The sequence below is a fragment of the Kitasatospora sp. MAP5-34 genome, from assembly GCF_029894335.1.
Taxonomy (GTDB): domain Bacteria; phylum Actinomycetota; class Actinomycetes; order Streptomycetales; family Streptomycetaceae; genus Kitasatospora.
Map to the genome: position 1 here is coordinate 32,430 of NZ_JARXZC010000012.1, position 25,481 is coordinate 57,910.

A 25,481-nucleotide genomic window follows, 5' to 3' on the forward strand; every position below is an offset into this window, starting at 1 on the left:
GACAATAGGGAGCAACCGAGCGGCTTGCCCAGACCTTGGCCCGAACGGGTGACGCCGGTGGCGGGCGGCAGGCTCTTACCGTCCGGTGGCGTACGGGTTGCCGGGCAGCGGTGCGGGGGCGGTTGCGGGGGCGGGCCAGCCGGCGGCGCGTGGGTCGGGGGTCGGCGCGCCGGCGGTCCCGGTGGTGCGGTGGGCGTTCAGCTGGTCGAGGCTCTGGCGGAGCCGCCGGACCTCCGGGTGGTGCGGGCCGAGCCTGCGCTCGCGGTCGAAGAGCAGTTGGACGAGCCCCTGCCAGGCGCCGTCCAGATCGCCCGCCGAAGCCGTCAACAGGCCGATCCGCTCCCGGAGTTCGAAGACCCGCTCGGGGTCGGGATCCTGACCGGAGTCGAACCTCGCCGAGTACTCGGCGAGCAGCGCCCGGTACTCGGCGAGCGCCTCCGCTCCCCGGCTCAGGTGCTCCAGGCAACTCGCCGCCTTCCGGCGGTGATCGAGCACCATCGGGTGCTTCGGGCCGTGCTCGGCCTCGGCGGCGGCCGCCAGCAACCGGTACTCGGGCAACGCGGCGCGGTACTGCCGCTCCTGCAGCAGGGTGTGGGCGAAGATGGCCCGAATCGTACGTACCGGCGGTGCGTCGTCGCCCAGTTCGGCCTGGGCCAGCGGCAGCAGCCGGGCCGCCAGGTCGATCACCTCGGCGTTCCGCCGGGCGGCCACCAGGTCCGACAACTCCGCGCAGGCGGCGGTCAAGTCCGGCGCCTGCGGCTCGGGCCGGGGCTCGGGAACCTGAACTACCGGAGCTGTGTTCGGCGCGAGGTGCGGCGCCGGCTGCGACACGGGCTGCGGCGCGGGCTGCGGCTGGTACGGGTAGCGGTACGGGCGGGTCGGGTCCGGCAGCGCGCCGTAACGGCCCTGCGGGGCGGCGGCCGAGGGCGGGAGCAGCGGCAGCAGCCGCTCGTACACCCGCTGGACGTCGGCAGGGCGATCGGCGGGCTGCTTGGCCAGCAGGTGGAGTACGAGTGCCTCCAGCGCCGCCGGCACTTCGGGACGCAACTCGCGCAGCGGGGACGGCGGTTCGCCGATGTGCCGGTGCAGCAGGCCGAGCGCGGTCGGAGCCCGGAAGGGCGCCTCGCCCGCGAGCATCTCGTGCAGCATGCACCCCAGCGCGTAGAGGTCGCTGCGCGGGTCGGCGGTGGTGGCGAGGGCCTGCTCGGGTGCCATGTAGGTGGGGCTGCCGACCAGGGCGCCGGTGAGGGTGAGGCGGGTGGTGTCGGCGTCCAGCGCGGTGGCGATCCCGAGGTCGAGCACCACCACCCGGCCGTCGTCGCGGACCATCACGTTGCTCGGCTTGAGGTCGCGGTGCACCACCGGGACGGCGTGCACCACGGCGAGCGCGGCGCAGATCTGCGCGGCGACGGCGACCGCCCAGCCGACCGCGAACGGGTCCTCCTCGGCCAGCAGGTCGGCGAGGCTCAGGCCCGGGATGCGCTGCATCACCAGGTAGAGCTCGCCGGAGTCCTCCCCCGCGTCCAGCACGGTGACCAGCCCGGGGTGGTCGAGCGCGGCCGTGATCCGGCACTCGCGCAGGAAGCGACGGCGGAACTCGGCACCCTGGCTGCCCCGGCTGCCCCGGCCGTCGGCGCCGGGACCTGCCGGATCGGCCGGCAGCAGGTCGGACCGGAGCAGCTTGACCGCGACCCGGCGGTCCAGCCGCTCGTCGTACGCCGCCCAGACCTGGCCCATGCCGCCGTGGCCGATCTTCTCGGCGAGGCGGTACCGGCCGTCGATGACGCGCGCGCCGGTCACGGGCGGCCGCCCTCCCGGACCTGACGGCGGAGCAGCTCACCGAGCTGCTGGAGGTCGTCGGAGGCCGGCACGGGCGTGTCCACCCCGACCGGGGGCTGCCACTCGGTCAGCTGTGCGGCCTGTTGCGGTGGTTGGGACTGAATCCGTACCTGCCCGGGCACGAACGGCGCCGGCGCCGGGCCCGGCATGCCCCAGAACCGGGGCGAGTCCAGCACGAGGAAGTGCACCGGCGCGCCCAGCCACAGCGGGAGCGCCGTAAAGCCGAGCAGCGTGCTCGACGGCGTCCCGCTCTTGGGCGCAAGACCCACCAGGACGAACGCCGCGAGCGTGAGCAGCCCGAAGAACACCGCGCCCAGCACGTCCACCGCCCGCCTGCGCCGCACCGCCAGCAACAGCGAGGGCACCAACCCGAGCAGACCCAGGGTCAGCAGCGGGACCAGGCAGCACAGCAACTTGCCCCACCAGGCGTACGGTCCGCCCTGCGCGGGGCCGAACTGCCCGTACTGGTGGCCTGCCATGTGCGCTCCCGAGCGGGTGGTCCGTGACGGTTCTCCGGCGTGCCGTGCGGACACGCGTGCGTCTCCCGCCAACGGTACCGCCCATCACCCGCCCCGAGCAGACCCTTACCGGCGAACGCTCTGAGGGCAGCTCGGCACGGGGACGGGCCGTCAGCTCTCCGCGAGGGTGCCCGCCGCCAGGCCGTCGGTGAGGCCCTGGGCGAGGCTGCGCCCGACGGCGGCGGCCTGCTGGAGGGCCTCCTCGAAGGCCGCGACGCGCTGGAAGGCCGTGCCGAGCGCCCGCTGACGGTCGATCGGCAACCGGGGCAGCTCGGCCCGGCGGATGTCCAGCCGGGTGGTGGTGGACGCGTGGCTGGCGGCGCGACGGGCGACTCCGGTGGAGCGCAACTGCCCGGCCAGGAACTCGGGGTCGAGCAGCTCCGGGTTCGGGCGGAGCAGGTGGAGCTGCCGCCCGAGCGCGACGCCGTCCAACGGACCGCCGGCCTGGACGACCCGGGCGACGGAGGCGCCGAGCGCGGAGACCAGGACGTCACCGGGCCGGGTGGTGAGCGGGGTTTCGGCCGGGTCCAGCACGGCGGTCGGGGCGGTGCCGGCGATCAGGTCCTGGTCGGTCAGCACGGGCACGCCCGACGCCCCGTCGGCCGGGTTGCCGGCTGGCCCACCCGGACCGGAGGAGTACAGCTCCAGCGCTCCGGCGCGGACCAGCTCCCCCACCGTGACGGTCGGGGCGGACTCCCCCGCAGCGGCTCCGACGCCGGGCGGCCCGGCGGCCGGGCCCCCGAGGTCGGCGAGCAGCTCGGCGAAGCGGTTCCGCAGGTGGGACAGCCCGTCCAGGCCGCCGGAGAGCACCGGGGGCGGCAGGTGCCGGGCGGGCGAGAGGTCGGTCTCGTCGTCCAGCAGGTCGATGGCGGCGACGGCCCGGTGGACACCCGCCCGGTCGGGCGGCAGCGGCTCGCCGGAGCGGGCGGCTGCGTCGAAGGTGCGCCAGGCGTCGAGCACCGTGCGGTGCAGGTCGGGCCAGTTGATCCGGTCCCGCCCGCCCTCACCCGCCGGGTGGCCGCCGCTCGCGTCCACCAGCAGCACCTGCCGGAAGTCGTCGCCCGGCTGCGGACGGCGCAGCACCCAGAGGTGCAGCGGGACGCCGTACGGCGGGGCGGCGCCGGCCGGGAGCGCGATCACGGCGCGCAGCGCGCCGGAGCGCAGCAGTTCGGCCCGGATCCGGCGGCCGGACCGGCGGGAGGCGACGGTGGGCGGCAGCAGCAGCGCGGCCAGGCCGCCGGGGCCGGCGTGCGCCAGGCAGTGCAGGACCCAGGCGAGTTCGGACTCGCCGCGTGGCGGGACCTGGCCGCCGAGCCAGCGGGAGTCGTACTGCAGCTCGTCGTGGCCCCAGTCCCGCTCGTTGTACGGCGGCTGGCAGAGCACCGCGTCGACGGCGAGCCCGGGGTGGGCGTCGGCGCGCAGGGTGTCGCCGGGGCGCAGGTCCAGCGCGAGCGGCGCGGGGTGGTCGGCCGGGGTGTGCAGGGCGAGCCGGAGCAGGGCGAGCGCGGCGAGCACCGGGTCGAGGTCCTGGCCGTGCCGGACGGCGGTCGGCGGGACGGCGAGCAGCAGGCCGCCCAGCCCGCACGCCGGGTCCAGCACCGAACCGGGGTGCCCGGCGACGGCCGCCAGCAGGGCGGCCGCCTCGGGCGGGGTGGGGCTGAGCTGGCGGGAGTTGGCCTCGGCGTGGCGGGTGAGCAGCTGCTCGTACGCGGCGACCGGGCCGTGCTGGTGGGCGAGCGCGGCGAGCAGGCGGGCGAGGTCGAGGTCGGTGCTGCCGAGCAGGCCCGGCAGGGCCAGCAGGGCGGCGCCGGCGGGGCCGAGGACGCGGTCGGCGAGCCCGCCGAGGGCCCGGGGCAGGGCGGTGGCGAGGCGGGTGTCGGACTCTGCGGCGAGCGTGGCCCAGGTGGCGGCCTCCCGGTGCAGCAGCAGGAGGAAGGCGCCCGCCCCGACCAGCGGCGCGGCGGGCGGACCGGCCGGGTCGCGGAGGCTCTCCAGCTGCTGCCAGGTCCGCTCCAGCAGCGGCAGCTCGGCGAGCTTGCCCTGTGCGCGCAGCCACTGCTCCACCTGGTCGAGCCGGAAGGTCGGGCTGCTGTCCGTGCCACCGGCCGGGCGCGGGAAGTCGGGGTGGCGGCGGCGCCAGTTGCTGACGGCGGCTCGGCCGACCCCGGCGAGGCGGGCGATCTCGACAGCGGTCACCTCGGGGCGGTCCGACATCTGGCGGGCTCCTTCAGCTGGGTGTGACCACACAGCATAGCCAGGCACGACACAGGCAGGGTTCACACGTGAACAGAGAGGTTTCGTAAATCATTGTTGACATCGTTCACAGCTGATGATGTGATCTACCCATCGCAAGAACGGCACCGCAAGAACGGCATCGCAGACCGGCAGCCCGCCGCAGCGAACCGAACCACCTGGAATGGGAGTTCCGTCATGGCCATCGCCACCACCGCCCGCCGTCGCACCGCCGCCCTCCTGCTGGGTGCGGCCCTGGTCGCCCTCGGCGCCACCGCCTGCGGGCCGACCGACTCCTCGGTCTCCACCACCCCCAAGAGCTCCGCAGCCTCGGCCGCCGGCGGGAAGACCTCGGCCGCCCCAGCTGCCAAGGGCGCGGCGAAGCTCGGCGACACCATCTCCCTCAAGGGCTCCGACGCCTCCGACACGGCCGACGTCACAGTGCTCAAGGTCGTCGACAGCCCGGACGGCGCGGACGAGTTCACCAAGCCGGCCGACGGCATGCGGTTCGTCGCCGTCCAGTTCCGGATCAAGGACACCAGTAGCAAGGCGTACAGCGACGCCCCGCAGAACAGCGCCAAGCTGCTCGACGGCCAGGGGCAGTCCTACAGCACGTCGCTCTCCGACACCAAGGCCGGCCCCAGCTTCCAGGCCCCGGTCAACATCGCCCCCGGCGAGAGCGCCCTCGGCTTCATCACCTTCGAGGTCCCCAAGGACGCGAAGATCGACAAGGCCCAGTTCGCGCTGGACAGCGGCTTCGCCCAGCAGACCGGCCAGTGGGTGCTCGCCTGACGGCGCGTTGGCACGGGTACGCATGGGGGCGCGGGGAACTGCGCGAAACCGGAAGGCACCGGCCGGTGCCCTACCGCTTCGCGCAGTTCCCCGCGCCCCTGGATGTGGTTGCTCAGTTGCCTTGAGCTACCGCTTCGCCCCCGCGAGGTCGTCGAACATCGCGCCCAGGAACTCGCTGCACCACGCCAGCAGTTCACGCCCGACCAGCGGCTTGCCGCCGATCCGGCCGGTGCTCGGGCGGGGCACCAGCAGCTGGTGGGCCGCCGCCTTGACCTGGCTGCGCGGGTAGAGGCGGTTCAGCCGCAGCTCCTGCGACTCCCGCAGCTCGACCGGCCCGAAGCGGATGTTCGCCCCGGCGAGGGTGATGTCCGAGATGCCGCAGCGCCGGGCGTAGAGCCGCAGCGCGGCCACCATCAGCAGGTTCTCCACCGGGTCGGGCAGCTTGCCGTACCGGTCCTTCAGCTCCTCGCGGACATGGACGATGTCCTCCTCGGAGTTGACCGCCGCGATCGAGCGGTACGCCTGCAGGCGCAGCCGCTCGCCGGGGGCGTAGTCGTGCGGCACGTGGGCGTCCACGGGCAGCTCGATCTTCACCTCCAGCGGCTCCTCCTCCGGCTCCCGGCCGCCGCTCGCCAGCGAGTCGCGGAACTCGGCCACCGCCTCCCCGACCATCCGCATGTAGAGGTCGAAGCCGACGCCCGCGATGTGCCCGGACTGCTCGCCGCCGAGCAGGTTGCCGGCTCCGCGGATCTCCAGGTCCTTCATCGCCACGTACATACCCGCGCCCATCTCGGTGTGCTGGGCGATGGTCGCGAGCCGCTCGTGCGCCGTCTCGGTGAGCGGCTTCTCCGGCGGGTAGAGCATGTACGCGTACCCGCGCTCGCGGCCACGCCCGACCCGCCCGCGCAGCTGGTGCAGCTGGGAGAGGCCGAAGGTGTCGCCGCGCTCGACGATCAGCGTGTTGGCGTTGGAGATGTCGATACCGGACTCGACGATCGTGGTGGAGACCAGCACGTCGAACTCCTTCTCCCAGAAGTCGACGACGACCTTCTCCAGCAGGCTCTCGCCCATCTGCCCGTGCGCGGTGGCGATCCGGGCCTCAGGGACGAGGTCCTTCAGCCGGGCCGCCGCCTTGTCGATCGACTCGACCCGGTTGTGGATGTAGAAGACCTGGCCCTCGCGCAGCAGTTCGCGCCGGATCGCCGCCGAGATCTGCTTCTCGTCGTACGGGCCGACGAAGGTCAGCACCGGGTGCCGCTCCTCCGGCGGGGTGGTGATGGTGGACATCTCGCGGATGCCGGTGACGGCCATCTCCAGGGTGCGCGGGATCGGCGTGGCCGACATGGTCAGCACGTCGACGTTGGCGCGCAGCTTCTTCAGCTGCTCCTTGTGCTCGACGCCGAAGCGCTGCTCCTCGTCGACGATGACCAGACCGAGGTCCTTGAACCTGGTGTCGGAGGAGAACAGCCGGTGGGTGCCGATGACGACGTCCACCGAGCCCTCGGTCAGCCCCTCCAGGACGGCCTTCGCCTCGCTGTCGCTCTGGAAGCGCGACAGCGCCTTCACCACCACGGGGAAGTTGGCGTACCGCTCGGCGAAGGTCGAGAAGTGCTGCTGGACGAGCAGCGTGGTCGGCACCAGGACGGCCACCTGCTTGCCGTCCTGGACGGCCTTGAAGGCGGCCCGGACCGCGATCTCGGTCTTGCCGTAGCCGACGTCACCGCAGATCAGGCGGTCCATCGGGACGGACTTCTCCATGTCCGACTTGACCTCGGCGATGGTGGTCAGCTGGTCGGGCGTCTCCGCGTACGGGAAGGCGTCCTCCAGCTCGCGCTGCCACGGGGTGTCCGGGCCGAAGGTGTGGCCGGGGGCCGCCATCCGGGCCGAGTAGAGCTTGATCAGGTCGCCGGCGATCTCGCGGACGGCCTTCTTGGCCTTCTGCTTGGTCTTCGCCCAGTCCGCGCCGCCGAGCCGGTGCAGGGTCGGGGACTCGCCGCCGACGTACTTGGTGACCTGGTCGAGCTGGTCGGTCGGCACGAACAGCCGGTCGCCGGGGTGGCCCTTCTTGGCGGGGGCGTACTCCAGCACCAGGTACTCGCGGGTCGCGCCCTGGACGGTGCGCTGCACCATCTCGACGTACTTGCCGACGCCGTGCGCCTCGTGGACGACGTAGTCGCCGGCCTTGAGCGCCAGCGGGTCGATGGCGTTGCGGCGGCGGGACGGCATCCGGCGCATGTCCTTGGTGGAGGACTTCTGCCCGGAGAGATCGGTCTCGGTGATGACGGTGAGCTTGAGCGCCTCGTCCACGAAGCCGTGCTCGATCGAGCCGGTCGCGACGTAGACCACGTCCCGGGTGGGCGCCTCGGTGAGGTCGGCCACCAGCCGGGCCGGGATGCCCTCGTTGCCAAGCACCTCGGCCAGCCGGGTGGCAGGTCCGTGGCCCTCCGTCACCATGACGACCCGCCAGTCGGCGGCGAGACGCTCCTTGGCGTCGGCGATGGCGCGGGTGGTGTCACCCCGGTACGCCTCGACGGCGTGCATGCCGAGCGTCAGCGTGTTGGCGTCGAACTCCAGCACCTCGCTGATGCTGGAGTCACTGGTCGCGAACGGGCTGACGGACCACCAGGGCAGCCCGATCCCGGCGGCGTGCTCGCGCACGTCGGCGAGCGACCAGAGCGAGGCAGCCGAGACGTCGATCATCTCCAGGTCGATCGGCCGGTCCCCGCCCGAGGCGGCGGCCGCCCAGGACGCGTGCAGGAACTCCTGACTGGTGGCGACCAGATCGGCGGCCCGGGTGCGGACCCGCTCGGGGTCGCAGACCACGGCGATGCAGCCGGCCGGGAGGACGTCGAGCAGCAGTTCCATGTCGTCCACCAGGACGGGCGCCAGCGACTCCATGCCCTCGACCGCGATGCCCTGGGCGATCTTGTCGAGGATCTCCCCGAGTTCGGGGTGCCGGACGGCCAGCTCGGCGGCCTTCGCCCGGACCTCGTCGGTGAGCAGCAGTTCACGGCAGGGCGGCGCCCAGACACCGTGCTCGGCGATCTCCAGCGACCGCTGGTCGGCGACCTTGAAGTACCGGATCTCCTCGACCTCGTCGCCCCAGAACTCCACCCGCAGCGGGTGCTCCTCGGTCGGCGGGAAGACGTCCAGGATGCCGCCGCGGACGGCGAACTCGCCGCGCTTCTCGACCAGTTCCACCCGGGCGTAGGCGGCGGCCGCGAGCCGGCGGGCCACGTCGTCCAGGTCATGCTGCTCACCGCGCTGCAGCGCGACCGGCACCAGCTCCGCGAGCCCCTTGACCTGCGGCTGCAGGACGGAACGGACGGGCGCCACGATCACCTGGACCGGCCCGGCCTGCGGGTCGTCGGCGCTCGGGTGGGCGATCCGCCGCAGCACCGCCAGCCGACGGCCGACGGTGTCCGAACGCGGGGAGAGCCGCTCGTGCGGCAGCGTCTCCCAGGCGGGGAACTCGGCCACCGCGTCGGGCGGCAGCAGCGAGCGGAGCGAGGCCGCGAGGTCCTCGGCCTCCCGGCCGGTCGCGGTGACGGCGAGGACCGGCCGGCCCTGCTCACCGCCACCCCGGGCGAGCGAGCGGGCCAGCGCGGCGAGCGCGAACGGGCGGGCGGCGGACGGGCCGACCAGGTCGAGATGCTGCCTCCGTCCGGCAGCCGCCGCCTCGATCGCCTCGGCGAGGGCGGCATCCCGTACGACGACATCGAGCAGTCCGGACAGGCTCATCGAGTCTCTTCTTCGTCCCGTGGCTGGTGTCCCCCGGCGCACGGTGGAACCGGCCAGGGCAACGCGAACGGCCCGGCACGCGTTGCGCCCGGGGGCCTCCAGCCTACGCCGGACCACCGACACGCACACGGACAGCGGCGCCGACGGACCGGCAGGCGTGGTGCGCGAACCGCGCCTGCTCCGCCGAGATCTCCGCCGGCTCTGTTTATGTGCACGTCAAAGCCGGTGTGCCGACCGGAACCCGAGGTAAGTGGCCCGAAGCGCAGATCACATGAAGTGGACACACTCCTGTCACTGTCCGTCCATGGTCGGCGCGCAGGATGGTGTTCGTGCCCGCCGCACCCAACCGTGGGGGATGGCTGCAGCGGTGCCGGCACATCCCGATGGGGGTCGGGATCGTGCGAGGCCGGGCGGCCCTGGGTGGGGGCGCCTGTGCCCAGTCGCCGGGAGTCGTGGCGTCCCTCAACAGAGGGCGCCACGAGTCCTGGCCTCAGACCGACCGGATCCAGTGACACAGGTCACGCGGACGTGCTCCCGAAGCAGTGGCTGCGGCCCGGCCGCCGGACTACTGTCCGAACAGGCACGGCACCACCACCCCCACCCACGCCGCGCGGATTGGAACGCCAGCGTGGATGCCCACGGCCGCCGAAACCGACTGGCGGGCCTACTGCTCGCCGTCCTGCTCCCGGCCCTCGCCACCGGTTGCGCCACCGGCGGGCCCGGCCGGCCCGACGGACAGACCTCTGCCGAGCCGACCCCGCCTGCGGTGACCAGCACCCCGCCGGCTCCCGACTCCGGCAGCGCCGCGATGAACGGGCTCCCGCTCGCCGCCTACCAGCCCGGCGACCAGGACATCCAGCAGGCCGGCCAGTCCCAGACCACCCTGGTGGTCTCCTGCATGCACAAGGCCGGATTCGCCACCTTCAGCGCGGACGACTACCCGCGCGCCACCCCGCCCGACAATACGAGCACCCTCCCGGCCGGTGCCTGGGGCTACCTCGGCGCCCAGGCCGCCGCCACCCAGGGCTTCCACCCGCCCGCGCAGTCACCGGTTCAGTCGCCGGTGCCGGGTACCCCGCCCGTCGCACCGGACGAGTCCGAGGCGTACGTGACCGCCCGGGTGGACTGCGACCGACAGGTCGCCGACCAGCTCAAGCCGGTCGACCAGTCCGGCACGGACCTGGTCAACCGCCTGTCCGCCGAGTCCCTCCAGGAGGCCGACCAGGACAGCCGGGTCACCACCGCCACCTCGACCTGGGCCGCCTGTATGACGAAGGCCGGGTACCCCACCGCCAACCCGGACACCCTGGCCCAGCACTACCGGAGCATCGGCGGCCCGCCCTCCACGACGGAACTCGCCACCGCCCGGACCGACGCCGACTGCACCGCCCGGAGCGGACTGGCCGGGGTCTACTTCGCCGTGCTCACGGGCTACCAGCGGCAGCAGATCACGCAGAACGCGACCGCCCTGACGGCCCATCAGCAGGTGCTCAAGGACCAGCGCCAGCGGCTCGCGAAGCTGCTCAGCAGCTCCGCAGCGGGGTAGCCGGCCGGGCGCCCTGCGTCAGCGACGGCGGCGGACCACGGGGTTCGGGTGGGTCTCGTACTCGGAGCCGTCGTCGACGATCACGATCTTCGGGATGATCCTGGTCTCGATGTCCGGGGGAAGCGCCGACGTCTGGGCCGGAGCGGGCGGCGGGGTGACCGGCCGCGGCGGAAGCTTCGGAAGCACCGTGGTCAGCGCCTCGGCGGGCTCAGCTTCAACCGGCGCAACCAGTACGACCGGCGCGACCTCGGCCGGTGCAACAGGCGCGGCAGCCGCAACCGGTGCGACCGGTGCAGCAGGCGCGACCGGTGCAGCAGGCGCGACCGGTGCAGCAGGCGCGGCGGGTGCTGCGGGTGCAGCCGGCGCAGCGGGCTCGATCGCGCCGACCGCCGCGCCGGTGAGGGCGGCCAGGGTCTGCTTGATGTGGTCCAGGTGCTGCTGCACCTGCTCCTGCCGGACGGCGAACTCGCGCTGCTCGGCCTCGCTCGCGACGCGGATCTTGTCCGCCGCCCGCCGGGCCTGCTCGACCAGCTGGTCGGCCCTGGCCTGGGCCTCGGCGTCCGCCTGCTTGATCTGCGCGAGGACCGTCTCGCGGTGCTGCTCGGCCTCCTTGAGCCTGCGCTCGGCCGTGGCCGCGATCTCGGTGTCCTCGGCGTCGGCCCGGGCCTCCTCGGCGGCGAAGGTCTCGTCGGCGTTCCGGCGCAGCTCCGCGAGCTTGGCCTCGGCGCGCTCCTCGGCCTCGGCCGCGCCGACCCGGATCTTCGCGGCGTCCGCCGTCGCCGTGTCCCGGATGGTGCGGGCGTCGCTGTCGGCCTCGGCCCGGAGCTTCTCGGCCTCGGCCCGGGTGCGCTCCTCCGTCCGGCGGGCGGCCTGGTCGGCCTCTCCACGCGTGGTGGCGGCGTACTCCTTAGTCGTCGCGGTGAGGGCCTGGCCCGCGTCGTACGCGTTGTCGCGCGCGTCCTCGGCCGCCCGCTCGGCCTTCTCCCGGACGGCCAGCGCCTCGGAGTCGGCGATCTTCATCAGCTGAGCGGCCTGCTCGCTGAGCACCTCGTAGTCGGGTTCAGGGGCGTCGGCCGCGGCCTGGCGGACGTCGGCGAGCCGGATCTCCATCTCGCGCAAGCCCGCGCCGAGCACGCTGAGCCGCTCCCAGGCACGATCCCGCTCGGCGGTCAGGGCGGCGAGCGCCTGGTCGACCTGCTCGGGCGCGTAGCCCCGGCGGGCAGCCGTGAAGCCGTACACAGCGGCGGCGTCACTCATGAACCTTCTCCTTGGCTTCGGGATCGACGGGGTCATCGACATCGACAGGGTCATCGACTGCGGTCATCGACTGGGTCGCGGGCTTTTAGAGCCGGTCATTATCTTGTCCCATTTTGCGCAGATACCTCGAAAAGACGAGCTGATCTCCTCACAAGGCGCGTCGATCCACCGTTCGGAACAGCCGACAGGCCCACCCCCGGCGCCGCCGACCTCAGTCGTACGACGCCGGGAACGGGCCCGGAGGTTTCGGTGACCCGCCTCACGCGGTCACCGGGAGACTTGGACCGACCGGCAATTGGGGGGCGGCCTTAACCGCGTCACATCACGCCGTCCCAGAACTGCTCCAGCAGCACCGCCCACCAGGTCTCCGGTGTCTGCAGGGCCGCCGGGTCGACGGCCGCCAGCTGGGCCTGGAAGTCGGTGGTCCAGCGTCCGGCCTGGTCCGGCGTCAGCCCGTACCGCAGCGGCCACATCCGGCCGAGGACGGCGAGGCTGCGGACGAACTCCGGCACACCGGTGTTGACGAAGCGCGGGGGCTCGCCGCCGCCCTCGAGGTCCACCGCGACCACTGCGGCCGTGCCGTACTGCACGCAGAGCTGACGGCCGTAGTCGTTGCCGAGCACCAGGAAGCCGCCGAAGTCCGGGCCCTGCGGCAGGCCGCGTTCGGCCGCCAGCTCGGCCAGGGTCGGGATCGGGCGGCCCTCCTGGGCCTGGGCCCAGAAGAACGGCGCGAAGTCGCGCGGCAGCCCGGCCCACACCAGGGTCTGCGCCACCGCCTCGGGTACGCCCTGCCGGGAGACCGCGCGCTGCTCGAAGCGGAACACGCCGGGGCCGAAGACCTGTCCCAGCTCGGCCGCCAGCTGCTGCGGCGCGACCGGCGGCAGCATCGGGACGGTACCGGGCGCGGGCAGCGGCACCCGGACCGGGCGCGGGCGCTGCGGGGCGGCGGCCAGCTGGTGCAGCTGGTCGAGGTGGTCGAGCAGCAGCGCCATGCCCGACTGCCGGGCCTGCTGGTCCCGCCCGTAGGGGGCGGTGTGGCTGAGCCGGACGTTCGGCCAGGCGGCCCGGACCATCCGGGCGCAGTAGCCGCCGGGCAGCTCGCAGCACTCCAGGTCGGTGTGCAGCTCCAGCACCTGGTCCGGCGGGACGTTCAGGCGGCGCAGGTCCTGAAGGGCCTTCCACTCCGGGTGCGGGGTGCCGGGCTCACTGCGGTGGATCAGCTTCTGCTCCGAGCCGTCGGGCCCCCGGTAGCTCACCACCGCGACACTGCCCGGCCCGATCGAGGGCACGCCGGACGGCGGCACCGCGACCGGCGGCATCGGCGCCATCGGCGGCGGTCCGGCCGGTACGACGGGCGCGGGCGCACCCGCCGAGGCGACACCCGGGTAGCCGTACCCGACCGGCGCCGGCCCCGGCGTCGCGTACGCACCCGGCTGGAACGCACCGGGCTGGAACCCACCGGGCGGGGGCGGCGGCGGGAACGCCGGCTGACCGGGCCCGGGCTGGGGCTGGGGCTGGGGGTACTCGACGGCCGTCGCGAGCTGGGTCGCCTCGTACGAGATCCCGGCGGCAGCGGGGGCAGCGGGCTGAGCCCCGCCGAGCAGCGACGCAGGCGGGGGCGGGGGTGCGCCCGGGCCGGAACGACCGGCCGCGCCATCGGCGTGGTGACCGCCCGAGGCGGGCCGCAGCTCCGCCGGCGGCGGTGGCGGCGGCGCACTCGGCCCGCGTCCGGCGTGCCCCGGGCCCGGGGCACCGGGCAGCCCCATCAAGCCCGGCGAACCGTCGGACGCGAGCATCGTCGGGGCGTGCTCGATCGCCGGAGCCTGCTCGGGGGCCGGAGCGGGAGCCTGGGCAGGCACCGGCGCGGCCGGGGCAGCGGCCGGGGCGGCCTCCGGGAACGACTGCGCGGGCGTCGGCAGCGGGAACGGCGGCGGGGTGGAGTCCGGCGGCGGGGCGAGCATGGTCGGCGCCTGGCCGGCCGGGCGCTCGGACGCGGGTGGCGTGCTGAGCCGCACCGGCGGCGCGTACGCCTCCTCCGCCGGCTCCGCGACCGCTGCGACCGCTGCGACCGGCGCAGCCACCGCCGCTGCCACCGGATCCACCGCGACGGGTGCCTCCGGTGCGGGCCCGTCGAGCCTGGCGGCCTCCGCCGCGATCGCGGCCGCTCCCGCCTCCTGGACCCACTTCGGCGGGGTGAGGTGGAACGAGGTCGCCTCGACGGCGGACGGGACGGGCTTCGCTGCCCCGGCCGGGTTGGGTACCGAAGGGGTGCCGTAGGTCTCCTCGTACCGCCGGACCACCTCGTTGACGGGCAGCGGCGGCCAGAGCGTGCTGGCGCCGCTGTCGCGGGCGATCACCAGCCGGGGGCCGCCACCGGTGGCACCCTCGGCGGGCTGGCCCTCGCCCGGCTCCAGGGCCCAGCAGACGAAGCCCAGGTCGAATTCACGTACCCGCACGGTCTGCACCCGCGAGCGCGGTACCCCCGCGTTGATCCAGTCCTCGGCAAGCTCCTGCGCCTGCGCGTACGTCACCACGCCCGGTCCACCCCATTCTCCATACGACCCCGCGTCCGACCACGCGTCCGACCACGCATCAGTTCACCGGTACGGCCCGGGCGAACCCGCCGTCCACCATCATTCCCGCCACGGCCTCCAGCTCCGGCGGGCTGCCCGCCAGCCGGAGCAGGAACTCGTCGAAGTCCGCGCCGCACGGCAGCAGCAGACGCTCCACCCGTTCCTCCGGGGTCTCGGGGCGCTCGGCGCCGGCGTCGTCCCGGGCGTCGTCGTAGAGGCAGAACCAGACCGAACCGACTTGCTCGCCACGCACCTTGAGCGCCAGCAGGCCGCCCTGGACGTAGGCGATGCCCAGGTAGTCCTTGGTGAGGTGGTCGCGGAAGCACTTGTTCGCGTAGACCAGGTCGTGGACGCCGTACTCCTCACTCAGGGTCAGGAACGGCTGGTCCAGCAGCAGCCCGAGCCCGGTGTCCAGCGCGACGCCGACCGGGGACCGGCCGCCGCCGACCTTGAGGAAGCTGCGGTAGGCGGGCGGCAGCGGGTGGGCGAGCCGCTGCTCCGCCCGCTGCACCAGATCCTCGGTGACGCTCAGCGGGTCACCGCCGTCCTTGGCCAGCGAGAAGTGGATGGGCCGGTGCTCCTGGAGCGGCCGGGTGCCTCGGTGGGAGTGGTTGGCGCGCGAGCTGGCCAGGCCGCCGTGGTGCCTGAGCAGCGCCTTCACCTCGACGGGGATCAGCTCCATCCGGCGCCAGCCCGGCGCCGCCCGCCCGGCGACGTGGTGCCACGTCCAGCCGGCCGGGGTGGCGACGGCGGTGTCCAGGTCGGCCCAGAGTTCGTGGCCCTGGGTGAAGAGCGCGGCGTTGGCCGACACGTAGTCGGTCAGCCGCAGCTCGTCCACCCCCAGGCCCTCGGGCGGGTCGGCGACCTCGGCGGCGGCGGCCGCGTACGGGCTGAAGTCCGGGTACCCGTACGCGTCCATCAGCACCCCGTCGGGGTGCTTCGCGGCTCGTACCGGGTCCGGGAACCGCACCACCTGGCCCGCGTACGCCCCGTTGGGCGCCGCGGAGGTGCCGGGCCGACCTGTCGTCATCTGGGTGCCCCCACTGGCTGCTGCCACTCTGTCCGTCAGCTACTGCTGGACATCAGCCTAGGGGGTACCGGCCGGGCCCGGCCGACCTGGTCGGGGGTTCCTCGAACGGAGCGGAACGGGCCGGCGGAGGGAGTCGTCAGATCCTGGCCAGCGCCTTGGCCAGCGCCTCCGCCACCCGGCTCTGCTGACCCTCCGTGATCTGCGGGAAGAGCGGCAGCGTCAGGATCTCGCCCGCCGCCCGCTCGGTGACGGGGAAACTGCCCGCGCCGTACCCGAGCTCGCGGAAGGCGGGCTGGAGATGGACGGGCACCGGGTAGTGGATACCCGCGCCGATCCCGGCAGCCTGCAGCTCGGCGAGCACCTCGTCCCGCCCGCGCTCGATCCGCACCACGTAGAGGTGCCAGACGTGCTCGTTGCCGGGCATCGTGCCGGGCAGGGTGAGGCCGCCGATCCCTCCGAGCAGCTCGTCGTACCGGGTGGCGGCGGCCCGGCGGGCCTCGTTCCAGAACGGCAGCCGACGCAGCTTGGCGCGCAGCACCACGGCCTGCAGGGTGTCCATCCGGGAGTTGAAGCCGAAGCGCTCGTGGATGTACTTGCGCCCGGAACCGTGGTCGCCGATCAGCCGTACGGCGGCCGCGAGTTCCGCGTCGCCCGTGACGACGGCGCCCGCGTCCCCGTACGCGCCGAGGTTCTTGCCCGGGTAGAAGCTGGTGGCGGAGATCCGCGCCCAGGAGCCCGAGACCCGGCCGTGCCGGCGGGCGCCCTGGGACTGCGCGCCGTCCTCGACCACCGGGAGGGTCCCCGCGATCTCCAACAACCGCTCCATCGGCGCGAGCTGACCATTGAGGTGGACGGGCACCAGCGCCGCCGCACCGGGCAGCGCGTCGGCGGCGAGCGCCGGGTCGATCAGCAGGTACTCCGGGTCGACGTCCACCAGGACCGGCCGCAGCCCGGCCCGGACCACCGCCTCGGCGGTGGCCACGAAGGTGTTCGCCGGCATTACCACCCCTGCACCGCCCGGGAGTTCGAGCGCACGCAGGGCCATCTCCAGTGCGTCCGTACCGTTGGCGGTGCCGACGGCGTGCCGCACACCGGAGAACTCCGCGTACTCGGCCTCGAAGGCGGCGACGTCCGGGCCCTTGATGTAGGCACCGGTGGCGAGCACCCGGTCGAACCCCTCACGCACCTCCCCGGCAACCTCGGCGTGGGCGGCTTGCAGGTCGACGAGCGGGATCGAACTCATGCGGGATATGCCCCTCTTCGGCAACGGATGGGAACAGAGAAAGGGGCGCGGGGCTCCACTGGATCAACTACGTGCGCGAACAACCATGCACCTACGTAGAGCCCTGATCGCACAGCTCCCCCGCCCCGGGAGGCTGCTGCGTCAGCTGAGAGCCGCGAGCAGCGCGACGATCACCGTGTCCTGCTGCTGCTCGGTAAGCGAGTGGTAGAGCGGCAGGATGATCGAACGGCGGGTGATCAGTTCGGTGGCGGGCAGCGGCACCCGGCCGGTGCCCTTGTAGGGGGTCTCCAGGTGGGACGCCATGATGCCGCGCCGGGCGGAGATCCCGTCGGCGGCCAGCCGGGCCAGCAGCTCGCCCCGGTCGGGTGCGTCGTCCGGGAGCAGCAGCCAGCAGGACTGGAAGTTGCCGGTGCCGTGCGCCGGGTCGGCCACCAGCCGTTCGCCCAGCGGGCCGAGCAGCTCGCGGTAGCGGGCGGCCAGCTCCCGGCGGCGGCCGACCATCGCGGGCAGCTTGCCGAGCTGGACCAGGCCGATCGCGGCCTGGATGTCGGTCATCCGGTAGTTGAACCCGATCTCGTCGTACGTCTCCAGCACCCCCGCCCCGCCGCCCGCGTGCCGGTCGGCGGCCGAGACGCTCATCCCGTGCTCGCGCAGCCGCCGTAGCCGGGCGGCGAGTTCGCCGTCCTGACAGGTCAGCATGCCGCCCTCGCCGGTGGTGAGCAGCTTGCGGGGATGGAAGGAGTACGCGGCGAGCGCCGCCGTACTGCCCGCCGGACGGCCCTGGTAGAGCGCGCCGGCCGCGCAGGCGGCGTCCTCGACCACGGTGGCGCCGCGCGGTTCGACCAGCGCCCGGATCGGGTCGAGGTCGACGGGTACCCCGCCCTGGTCGACGGCGACGACGGCCTTCGTACGGTCCGTCAGCAGCGGCGCGACGGTCGCGGCGGTCAGGTTGCCGGAGGCGGGGTCGACGTCGGCGAAGACCGGAGTGCCGCCCAGGTACGTCACGGCGTTGGCGGTGGCGATGAAGGAGAGCGAGGGCACCACGACCTCGTCGCCCGGGCCGACGCCGGCCCCGATCAGGGCGAGGTGCAGCGCGGTGGTGCAGGAGGAGACGGCGACGGCATGCGGGACGCCGAGGTGCTCGGCGAAGGCCCGCTCGAACTCGGCCACCCGGGGGCCCTGGGCCACCCAGCCGGACCGTACGGCCTCGGCGGCGGCCTGCGCCTCCTCCTCGCCGAGCCAGGGGATCATGACGGGGATCGTTGACACGAAGTGCTCCGAACTCTCTTGAGTCGCCTACGGGGGCGCGGGCCTCTGCTCGATCAGGGCTCTACGAAAGTGCACGGTTGCGCGCGCAGGTCCCCGCCCCCCTGGGGTAACCCCTCACATTCGGCCAGCCACAACAGGGGCGCGGGGAACTGCGCGAAAAGGAACGACGGTGGTACACGGTTGCGCACACAGCACCCCGCGCCCCCTCAGGTTGGCTGCTACTGCTCGCGCCACCAGGCAACAAGCTTGCGGAGGCCGTCGTCGAGGCCGAGTTCGGGCTTCCAGCCGAGGTCGCGTTGGGCGGCCGAGATGTCGGCGAGGCGGCGGACGACGCCGCCGGCGGTACCCCGGGCCGGGCCGTGCTCGACGTCGAGGTCGGTCCGGTCCATCGCGTACAGCAGGGCGTCGGCGAGGCCGCGCAGCGAGATCTCGGTGGAACTGGCGATGTTGTAGACGCGGTCGGTGACGGGTGCGGCGGCGGCCAGCAGGTTGGCGCGGGCGATGTCCTCGGTGTAGACGAAGTCCATGGTCTGCGCGCCGTCGCCGAAGATCAGCGGCGGCTGCCCGGCGGCGATCCGCTCCATCCAGCGGATGAACACCTCGGTGTAGCGGCCGTGCACGTCCATCCGGGGCCCGTACACGTTGAAGTAGCGCAGCGCGACGTAGTCCAGGCCGGACATCGCGTGGAAGCTGCGCAGCAGGCCCTCGTTGAAGACCTTGGCGGCGCCGTAGAGGGTGTCGTTGTGGTACGGGTGCTGGGTCTCGGGGGTCGGGAAGGTGTCGGCCAGGCCGTAGACCGAGGCGGTGGAGGAGGCGATGACCTTCTTCACACCGGTCTCGGCGGCGGCCTCGACCACGTCGAAGGTGCCGTCGACCATGATCTCCAGGGCCAGCCGGGGTTCGGTGGCGCACTGGGTGATCCGGATCGCGGCGAGGTGGAAGAGCAGGTCGGTGCCCGGGTCGAGCAGCTCCCGCAGCAGGGCCCGGTCGCGGATGTCCCCGTCCACCACCCGGAGCTGTCCGGGGGCGGCGGCGGCCTGGGCGGCGGCGAGGTTCTCCATCCGCCCCCGGACGAAGTTGTCCAGGACGACGACCTCGCGGGCCCCGCCCTCGATCAGTTGGTCGACCACGGTGGAGCCGATGGTGCCGGCCCCGCCCGTGACGAGACAGCGGGAGCCCTCAATGGCGACTGCGTTCATCGGGCGCTGGCCCTCTCCTGAGCAGTGGTCGGTTCGGTGTCGGGGCCCGCACAGAAGTGAGAGACCGCACACGGCAGCCACAACCCGGTCGGCACATGCGTCATCGCACGACCACCCCTTGCTCGCCCCCACGGCACCCCTGAGCCACGCCCGACCGCCTCCCCCGGCAGCTCGAACGCCCTTGGCCCTGCTGCTGGAACGCTACCGGCCGCCACCACCGCCCGTGGCCCGAATCCGCAAACCTGACGCACAACTTGGACACAGAAACCCACCACCCCGACCGGATCCGCTGCACCCCGACGCGCCGAATGTCAGCGGCGTTTGGCAGGCTTGGCGCCTACCCTGTCCCTACCTCAGGTTTCACCGATCGTCAGCACGGGCCCGGCACCACCGAAGCCCCCGCCCCACCCGCGCCGAAGGAGCAGCCATGGACCACCCGGAGCCGCCCGCCGCCGCCCCGGCCGTGCCGGTGCTGCGCCACCACCGGGACAGCCTGCTGCCCGCCGTCGCGGCAGCCCTGTCGCTCAAGAACGGCGACGTCCGCACCCTGGCCGGGCCCAAGCCGGACGGGCAGCCCGTACTGCACCCGCTGATCGGCGACTTCCTGGGCGCCCTGCCGATCGAACACCGGGAGCGCTTCCTCGGCCGCTGCCCGGAGGCGGTGCTGCTCTCGCAGTTCCTGACCACGGTGGACACCGGGCGCTCCAAGCGCGCCACCCGCAAGCCGCTGAGCCTCCAGGACGCCCGCAAGGCGCTCAAGGGCGCCCGGCTGACCACCGTCCGGATCCGCGAGGAGGGCGACCCGGCGCACGGCACCCACGCACCGCCGTGCCGCTCCTGCACGCCCCTGCTCGACCACCTGAACGTCGCGAGCGTCGCCGTCGGGCCCACCACCCAGCACTGAAGGCCCGCTCGCCCTCTCCCCCACCCCACCCACCGGAGCAAGTCCTGAACCCGTCCACCGCGTCCGCCGCGTCAGCTGCGTCCGCCGCGTCAGCTGCGTCAGCTGCGTCCGCCGTACGCGCCCAGCCCCGCTTCCCCGCCGACGTCGCCGCCGCGCTCAAGCAGGCCGGCTGGCACCCGGGCCGCTGGCAGATCCGCCAGGCCGAGGAGTGGGCGGACGAACTCGTCGCCCACGGTGACGCCCTGAGCGTCCAGCACTCGGTCTTCCCCGCCGCGGTCGAAGCCTGGGCCGAGTTCGGCGGGCTCTCCTTCGGCCTCACCGGCGCCGGACGCCGGATCGCCCGGACGCCCTTCCTGCTCGACCCGCGCTGCGGGCTGCACCAGCCGCGTACGCTGGCCGACCTCGGGCGCGCACTCGGCAGCCGGCTCGCCCCGCTGGGCGAGGAGCTGTACGGACAGGCCCTGCTCACCATCGACGAGGAGGGCCGGGTCTACAGCCTGGACCACACCGGCGAGTGGTTCCTCGGCCACACCATCGACCAGGCGGTCGCCACCCTCGTCCTCGGCCTCACCCCCGAACGCCTCCGGTCTGTCGGGTAATTGTTCAGGGGCGCGGGGAACTGCGCGAAACCGGAAGGCGCCGGGCCCGCGCTCTCCCTCGCGCCCCCTACACGAGCGGCTCAACGTGGAGCGCAAGGCGCGAAGGCAGCACTGCCTCCACCCGGAAGCCGCCGAGCTGGTCCGGCCCGGCCGAGAAGGTCCCGCCGAGCGCGAGGACCCGCTCGCGCATCCCGAGCAGCCCGTTCCCGCCGCTGGGCAACGCCACGTTCGCCGCCGAGGCCGGGCAGTCGTTGGCCACCGCGACCCGGACGCCGTTCGGCACGTACGCCAGGACCACCCGGACCCGGGCCCCGCCCGCGTGCTTGTGCGCGTTGGTCAGGCCCTCCTGGACGACCCGGTACGCCGTCTGTTCCGCCTCGACGGCGAAGGGGCGGCTGGCGCCGGTGACGGTCAGCTTCACCCGCATCCCGGCCGCCTCGGACTGCTGGACCAGCCGGGGCAGCTCGCCGAGACCGGCGGTCGGCTCGGCCGTCTCCTGGGACATCCGCAGCACCCCGAGGATCTCGCGCAGCTCGTCCAGCGCCTGCCGGCCGACCTCGCCCATCAGTTTGGCGCTCTGCCGGGCCTTCTCCGGGTCGCGGTCGACGATCCGCTCGACCGCTCCGGCGTGCACCACCATCAGGCTCACCCGGTGCGCCACCACGTCGTGCATCTCCCGGGCGATCCGGGTGCGCTCCTCCAGCCGGGCCCGCCGGGCGCGCTCCTGGGCCTGCTCGGCGAGCAGGCCCAGCTCGGCCTCCAGGCCGTGGGCGCGGTCCTGGAGCGACTCGACCAGGCGGCGGCGGGCGCCCGTGTACAGGCCGGTGACCACCGGCGGCACCGTCAGCCCGACCGCGACCAGGACCGCCAGCAGGGCGAACAGCCAGATCGGCGGCTGCGTCTCCCCGGGCGGTGTCTGACCGCTCAGCATCGAGAACAGCACCATGCCCAGCGACTCGGCGAACGCCAGCGCGGAGAGCCCCACCACCCGGCCCCGCCGCGACGGCCACTCCCAGGTCGCCGCCAGGCTGTACAGCGAGACCATCAGCAGCACCACGCCGAACATCCCGGGTACGAAGACCAGCGCCACCAGCACCGGCACCGCCGGCCACCGCCGCCGGACCACCAGCGTGCTGCCCGCCAGCGCCCCCAGCACCGCCCCGGCCACCGCGACCGCGAACGGCCCGTGCAGCCGGTCCCAGACCATCGTGTAAGCGCCGAAGGCGCACTCCAGCCCGGCCAGTGCCGCCAGGCCCACATCCAGCAACGCACTGCGGCGCCGCTCCCACCACCACAGTGGATGGGTCGGCCCGCCCCCCTCAGGCGACTTGCTCATGTCCGACAGCCTAGGCCGCAGACTTTCCCGTTCCCCACCGACTTTCCGCAAAGACCCATCGCGGCTGTCCGCCATCCGGCCACCTCACGGATCCGGCACCCGGTGCCACCTATGCTGTTCGCGTCGGACAGCGCGGTCCGCACGCGTCGCCACACACTCGGTGACAGAGAGAGCCGTTGCCGAACCCCACCATCACAGGGAGCCCAGCCGTGACCGCTCCGGTCCCCACCCCGGCGGACAGTCCCAGCCCGACCGTGTCCGACCCGGTCGCCGACAACGCCGCCCTGCGCGCGGACATCCGCCGCCTCGGCGACCTGCTCGGCGAGACCCTGGTACGCCAGGAGGGCCCCGAACTGCTCGGCCTGGTCGAGCAGGTACGCATGCTCAGCCGCTCCGACGGCGAGGCGACGGCGGAGCTGCTCGGCGGTATCGACCTCGACACCGCCGCCAAGCTGGTCCGCGCCTTCTCCACCTACTTCCACCTCGCCAACGTCACCGAACAGGTGCACCGTGGCCGGGAGTTCGCCACCCGCCGGGCCCGCGAGGGCTCGCTGCTGGCGCAGACCGCCGACCAGCTCGCCGAGGCGGACCCGAAGCACCTGGCCAACACGCTGGCCAACCTCGCCGTCCGTCCGGTCTTCACCGCGCACCCGACCGAGGCCGCCCGCCGCAGCGTCCTCAACAAGCTCCGCCGGATCGGCGAGCTGCTGGAGCGCATCCACCGCGAACACGTCGCCTCCGGCCTCGCCGCCTCCGACCCGGTCCGCCACAGCTCCGCCAAGCGGCAGGCCGACCGCCGGCTCGCCGAGGTGATCGACCTGCTCTGGCAGACCGACGAACTCCGGATCGCCCGCCCCGAGCCCACCGACGAGGCCCGCAACGCCGTCTACTACCTGGACGAGCTGTACCGCGAGGCCGTCCCGGAGGTGCTGGAGGAGCTGCACGAGGAGCTGGCCCGGGTCGGCCTCGCGCTGCCCGACGGCGTCCGCCCGCTGACCTTCGGCACCTGGATCGGCGGCGACCGGGACGGCAACCCGAACGTCACCCCGCAGGTCACCTGGGACGTCCTCAACCTGCAGCACGAGTACGGCATCAAGGACGCGCTGTCCGCCGTGGACGACCTGCGCAACTCGCTCTCCACCTCCGTCCGCCTGGCCGGTGCCTCCAGCGAACTCCTCGCATCCCTGGACGCCGACCTCACGCTGCTGCCCGAACTCAGCCCGCGCTACAAGCGGATGAACGCCGAGGAGCCGTACCGGCTGAAGGCCACCTGCGTCCGGCTCAAGCTGGAGAACACCCGCGAGCGCCTCGCCACCGGCACCCCGCACGTGCCCGGCCGGGACTACCTCGGCACCCGCGAGCTGGTCGCCGACCTCAAGCTGATCCAGGACTCGCTGCGCAGCCACCGGGGCCAGCTGATCGCCGACGGCCGGCTGGCCCGGGCGATCCGCACCGTCGAGGCGTTCGGCCTGCAGCTCGCCACCATGGACGTCCGCGAGCACGCCGAGGCCCACCACCACGCGCTCGGCCAGCTCTTCGACCGGCTCGGCGAGGAGGCCTGGCGCTACACCGACATGCCGCGCGAGTACCGGCAGAAGCTGCTCGCCAAGGAGCTGCGCTCGCGCCGCCCGCTCGCGCCGACCCCGGCTCCGCTGGACGCCGCCGGGACGAAGACGCTCGGCGTCTTCAACACCATCCGCGAGGGCTTCGAGCGCTTCGGCGACGAGATCGTCGAGAGCTACATCATCTCGATGTGCCAGGGCGCCGACGACGTCTTCGCCGCGACCGTGCTGGCCCGCGAGGCCGGTCTGATCGACCTGCACTCGGGCATCGCCAAGATCGGCATCGTCCCGCTGCTGGAGACCACGGACGAACTCCAGCAGGCCGACCGCATCCTGGACGAGATGCTCTCGGACCCGTCCTACCGCCTGCTGGTCTCGCTCCGGGGCGACGTCCAGGAGGTGATGCTGGGCTACTCCGACTCGTCCAAGTTCGGCGGCATCACCACCTCCCAGTGGGAGATCCACCGCGCCCAGCGCCGACTGCGCGACGTCGCGCACCGGTACGGCATCCGGCTGCGGCTCTTCCACGGGCGCGGCGGCACCGTCGGCCGTGGCGGCGGCCCCTCGCACGAGGCGATCCTCGCCCAGCCGTGGGGCACCCTGGAGGGCGAGATCAAGGTCACCGAGCAGGGCGAGGTGATCTCGGACAAGTACCTGATCCCGTCGCTGGCCCGGGAGAACCTGGAGCTCACCGTCTCGGCGACGCTGGCCGCCTCCGCCCTGCACACCTCCCCGCGCCAGGCCCCCGAGGAGCTGGCCCGCTGGGACGCGGCGATGGACCAGGTCTCCGAGGCCGCCCACACCGCGTACCGCAAGCTGGTCGAGCAGGAGGACCTGCCGAAGTACTTCTTCGCGGCCACCCCGGTCGACCAGCTCGCCTCGCTGCACCTGGGCTCCCGCCCGTCCCGCCGCCCGGACTCCGGCGCGGGCCTGGACGGCCTGCGGGCCATCCCGTGGGTCTTCGGCTGGACGCAGTCCCGGCAGATCGTCCCCGGCTGGTACGGCGTCGGTTCCGGCCTGGCGGCGGCCCGCGAGGCGGGCCTCGGCGACGTGCTGGACGAGATGCACGGCGACTGGCACTTCTTCCAGAACTTCCTGTCCAACGTCGCCATGACGCTGGCCAAGACGGACCTGCGGATCGCCCGGCACTACGTCGAGCAGTTGGTGCCCGCCGAGCTGCAGTACGTCTTCGACCAGATCACCGCCGAGCACGACCTCACCCTGAAGGAGGTGCTCCGCCTCACCGGTGAGAGCGAACTCCTGGAGTCGAACCCGGTACTGAAGCAGACCTTCGTGGTCCGCGACGCCTACCTGGACCCGATCTCCTACCTCCAGGTCGCCCTGCTCCGCCGCCAGCGCGAAATGGTGGCCCAGGGCCGCCCGGAGGACCCGCTGCGGGCCCGCGCCCTGCTGCTGACGGTCAACGGCATCGCGGCCGGCCTCCGCAACACCGGCTGACGCCCGGCCACGACAAGGGGCGCAGGGCTCTGTTCGACGAACAGAACCCCGCGCCCCTCCTGGTGACCCCTCAGTGAACAGTCACGCGGCCCGAGCGCTTACGTCGCAGCCAGGTCGCCGCACCGCCCGCGACGACCACCAGGCCGCCGACGACGGCATACGGCCCGGCCGAACCGCCGACATCGCCGGTGACCGGCGGCGTCAGCTGCGCGGCGGCGGGCTCGGGCGAGCGCACCGGGGCGCCCGTCGGCCCGGCGGCGTTGGCCGCCGGTGCGCCCAGCGCGGCAACGGCGGCGGAGGCCAGCAGCGCCGCCCCACCGACTACACGTCCCGCCCGGACACGGTGTGACCGAATCACTGCTCCTACCCCCAGATCCAACCCC

General features: G+C 73.5%; 17 protein-coding genes. 5 read left to right on the forward strand and 12 right to left on the reverse strand.

The window, feature by feature from the left end:
* Positions 1-75 precede the first annotated feature (75 nt).
* The 3 genes from P3T29_RS13010 to P3T29_RS13020 all read right to left on the reverse strand — a co-directional run bounded on the left by P3T29_RS13010 (position 76) and on the right by P3T29_RS13020 (position 4,571).
* Positions 76-1,800, reverse strand: coding sequence for a serine/threonine-protein kinase (locus P3T29_RS13010; protein WP_280716550.1), 1,725 nt, complete (start codon positions 1,798-1,800; stop codon positions 76-78).
* On the reverse strand, positions 1,797-2,318 hold the full coding sequence (locus tag P3T29_RS13015; RefSeq protein WP_280716551.1) for a hypothetical protein: 522 nt from the start codon (positions 2,316-2,318) through the stop codon (positions 1,797-1,799). The genes P3T29_RS13010 and P3T29_RS13015 overlap by 4 nt, the downstream gene beginning before the upstream one ends.
* A gap of 150 nt (positions 2,319-2,468) precedes the next feature.
* Positions 2,469-4,571 carry an N-6 DNA methylase gene (locus tag P3T29_RS13020; protein WP_280716552.1) on the reverse strand — a complete coding sequence of 701 codons (2,103 nt, stop codon included), beginning with the start codon at positions 4,569-4,571 and terminating at the stop codon, positions 2,469-2,471.
* Between the two features lie 216 nt (positions 4,572-4,787).
* Between P3T29_RS13020 and P3T29_RS13025 the strand changes: the two genes are divergently transcribed.
* Positions 4,788-5,381, forward strand: a complete 594-nt coding sequence (locus tag P3T29_RS13025; RefSeq protein ID WP_280716553.1) for a DUF4352 domain-containing protein — start codon at positions 4,788-4,790, stop codon at positions 5,379-5,381.
* 126 nt (positions 5,382-5,507) lie between these two features.
* On the opposite strand, the gene mfd is transcribed toward P3T29_RS13025, so the two are convergent.
* Positions 5,508-9,122: a transcription-repair coupling factor gene (gene mfd / locus P3T29_RS13030; RefSeq protein WP_280716554.1), complete on the reverse strand. Its 3,615-nt coding sequence runs from the start codon at positions 9,120-9,122 to the stop codon at positions 5,508-5,510.
* 628 nt (positions 9,123-9,750) lie between these two features.
* Here mfd and P3T29_RS13035 point away from each other — a divergent pair.
* A complete protein-coding gene (locus tag P3T29_RS13035) occupies positions 9,751-10,668 on the forward strand; it encodes a hypothetical protein (protein WP_280716555.1) in 918 nt (305 codons plus the stop codon).
* A gap of 18 nt (positions 10,669-10,686) precedes the next feature.
* On the opposite strand, the gene P3T29_RS13040 is transcribed toward P3T29_RS13035, so the two are convergent.
* From P3T29_RS13040 to P3T29_RS13065, 6 genes are all read right to left on the reverse strand, one after another.
* Positions 10,687-11,925, reverse strand: coding sequence for a hypothetical protein (locus P3T29_RS13040; protein WP_280716556.1), 1,239 nt, complete (start codon positions 11,923-11,925; stop codon positions 10,687-10,689).
* Between the two features lie 317 nt (positions 11,926-12,242).
* Positions 12,243-14,456 (reverse strand): SUKH-4 family immunity protein, encoded by a 2,214-nt coding sequence (locus P3T29_RS13045; protein ID WP_348532824.1) that lies wholly within the window; start codon positions 14,454-14,456, stop codon positions 12,243-12,245.
* A 61-nt stretch (positions 14,457-14,517) separates the two neighbouring features.
* A complete protein-coding gene (locus tag P3T29_RS13050) occupies positions 14,518-15,528 on the reverse strand; it encodes an SMI1/KNR4 family protein (RefSeq protein ID WP_280716558.1) in 1,011 nt (336 codons plus the stop codon).
* Between the two features lie 136 nt (positions 15,529-15,664).
* Positions 15,665-16,771, reverse strand: a complete 1,107-nt coding sequence (locus P3T29_RS13055; RefSeq protein WP_280716559.1) for a DegT/DnrJ/EryC1/StrS family aminotransferase — start codon at positions 16,769-16,771, stop codon at positions 15,665-15,667.
* A 141-nt stretch (positions 16,772-16,912) separates the two neighbouring features.
* Positions 16,913-18,040, reverse strand: a complete 1,128-nt coding sequence (locus tag P3T29_RS13060) for a DegT/DnrJ/EryC1/StrS family aminotransferase (protein WP_280716560.1) — start codon at positions 18,038-18,040, stop codon at positions 16,913-16,915.
* A gap of 218 nt (positions 18,041-18,258) precedes the next feature.
* On the reverse strand, positions 18,259-19,239 hold the full coding sequence (locus tag P3T29_RS13065; RefSeq protein WP_280716561.1) for an NAD-dependent epimerase/dehydratase family protein: 981 nt from the start codon (positions 19,237-19,239) through the stop codon (positions 18,259-18,261).
* A 427-nt stretch (positions 19,240-19,666) separates the two neighbouring features.
* Between P3T29_RS13065 and P3T29_RS13070 the strand changes: the two genes are divergently transcribed.
* Positions 19,667-20,143, forward strand: a complete 477-nt coding sequence (locus tag P3T29_RS13070; RefSeq protein WP_280716562.1) for a YwqJ-related putative deaminase — start codon at positions 19,667-19,669, stop codon at positions 20,141-20,143.
* Entirely contained in the window at positions 20,068-20,742 is a 675-nt protein-coding gene (locus tag P3T29_RS13075) for an SUKH-3 domain-containing protein (protein ID WP_348532825.1), read from the forward strand. The genes P3T29_RS13070 and P3T29_RS13075 overlap by 76 nt, the downstream gene beginning before the upstream one ends.
* A 67-nt stretch (positions 20,743-20,809) precedes the next feature.
* On the opposite strand, the gene P3T29_RS13080 is transcribed toward P3T29_RS13075, so the two are convergent.
* Positions 20,810-22,078, reverse strand: coding sequence for a histidine kinase (locus P3T29_RS13080; RefSeq protein WP_280716563.1), 1,269 nt, complete (start codon positions 22,076-22,078; stop codon positions 20,810-20,812).
* A 254-nt stretch (positions 22,079-22,332) separates the two neighbouring features.
* Between P3T29_RS13080 and ppc the strand changes: the two genes are divergently transcribed.
* Positions 22,333-25,098 (forward strand): phosphoenolpyruvate carboxylase, encoded by a 2,766-nt coding sequence (gene ppc / locus P3T29_RS13085; RefSeq protein ID WP_280716644.1) that lies wholly within the window; start codon positions 22,333-22,335, stop codon positions 25,096-25,098.
* A 70-nt stretch (positions 25,099-25,168) separates the two neighbouring features.
* On the opposite strand, the gene P3T29_RS13090 is transcribed toward ppc, so the two are convergent.
* A complete protein-coding gene (locus tag P3T29_RS13090) occupies positions 25,169-25,456 on the reverse strand; it encodes a hypothetical protein (RefSeq protein ID WP_280716564.1) in 288 nt (95 codons plus the stop codon).
* Positions 25,457-25,481: the final 25 nt, after the last annotated feature.

Excerpts from the sequence above, each read along its gene's own strand:
- P3T29_RS13050 (WP_280716558.1), bottom strand. The coding sequence starts at position 15,528 with ATGACGACAGGTCGGCCCGGCACCTCCGCGGCGCCCAACGGGGCGTAC.
- P3T29_RS13055 (WP_280716559.1), bottom strand. The coding sequence starts at position 16,771 with ATGAGTTCGATCCCGCTCGTCGACCTGCAAGCCGCCCACGCCGAGGTT.
- P3T29_RS13040 (WP_280716556.1), bottom strand. The coding sequence starts at position 11,925 with ATGAGTGACGCCGCCGCTGTGTACGGCTTCACGGCTGCCCGCCGGGGC.
- P3T29_RS13015 (WP_280716551.1), bottom strand. The coding sequence starts at position 2,318 with ATGGCAGGCCACCAGTACGGGCAGTTCGGCCCCGCGCAGGGCGGACCG.
- mfd (WP_280716554.1), bottom strand. The coding sequence starts at position 9,122 with ATGAGCCTGTCCGGACTGCTCGATGTCGTCGTACGGGATGCCGCCCTC.
- P3T29_RS13025 (WP_280716553.1), top strand. The coding sequence starts at position 4,788 with ATGGCCATCGCCACCACCGCCCGCCGTCGCACCGCCGCCCTCCTGCTG.
- P3T29_RS13020 (WP_280716552.1), bottom strand. The coding sequence starts at position 4,571 with ATGTCGGACCGCCCCGAGGTGACCGCTGTCGAGATCGCCCGCCTCGCC.
- P3T29_RS13070 (WP_280716562.1), top strand. The coding sequence starts at position 19,667 with ATGGACCACCCGGAGCCGCCCGCCGCCGCCCCGGCCGTGCCGGTGCTG.
- P3T29_RS13080 (WP_280716563.1), bottom strand. The coding sequence starts at position 22,078 with ATGAGCAAGTCGCCTGAGGGGGGCGGGCCGACCCATCCACTGTGGTGG.
- P3T29_RS13065 (WP_280716561.1), bottom strand. The coding sequence starts at position 19,239 with ATGAACGCAGTCGCCATTGAGGGCTCCCGCTGTCTCGTCACGGGCGGG.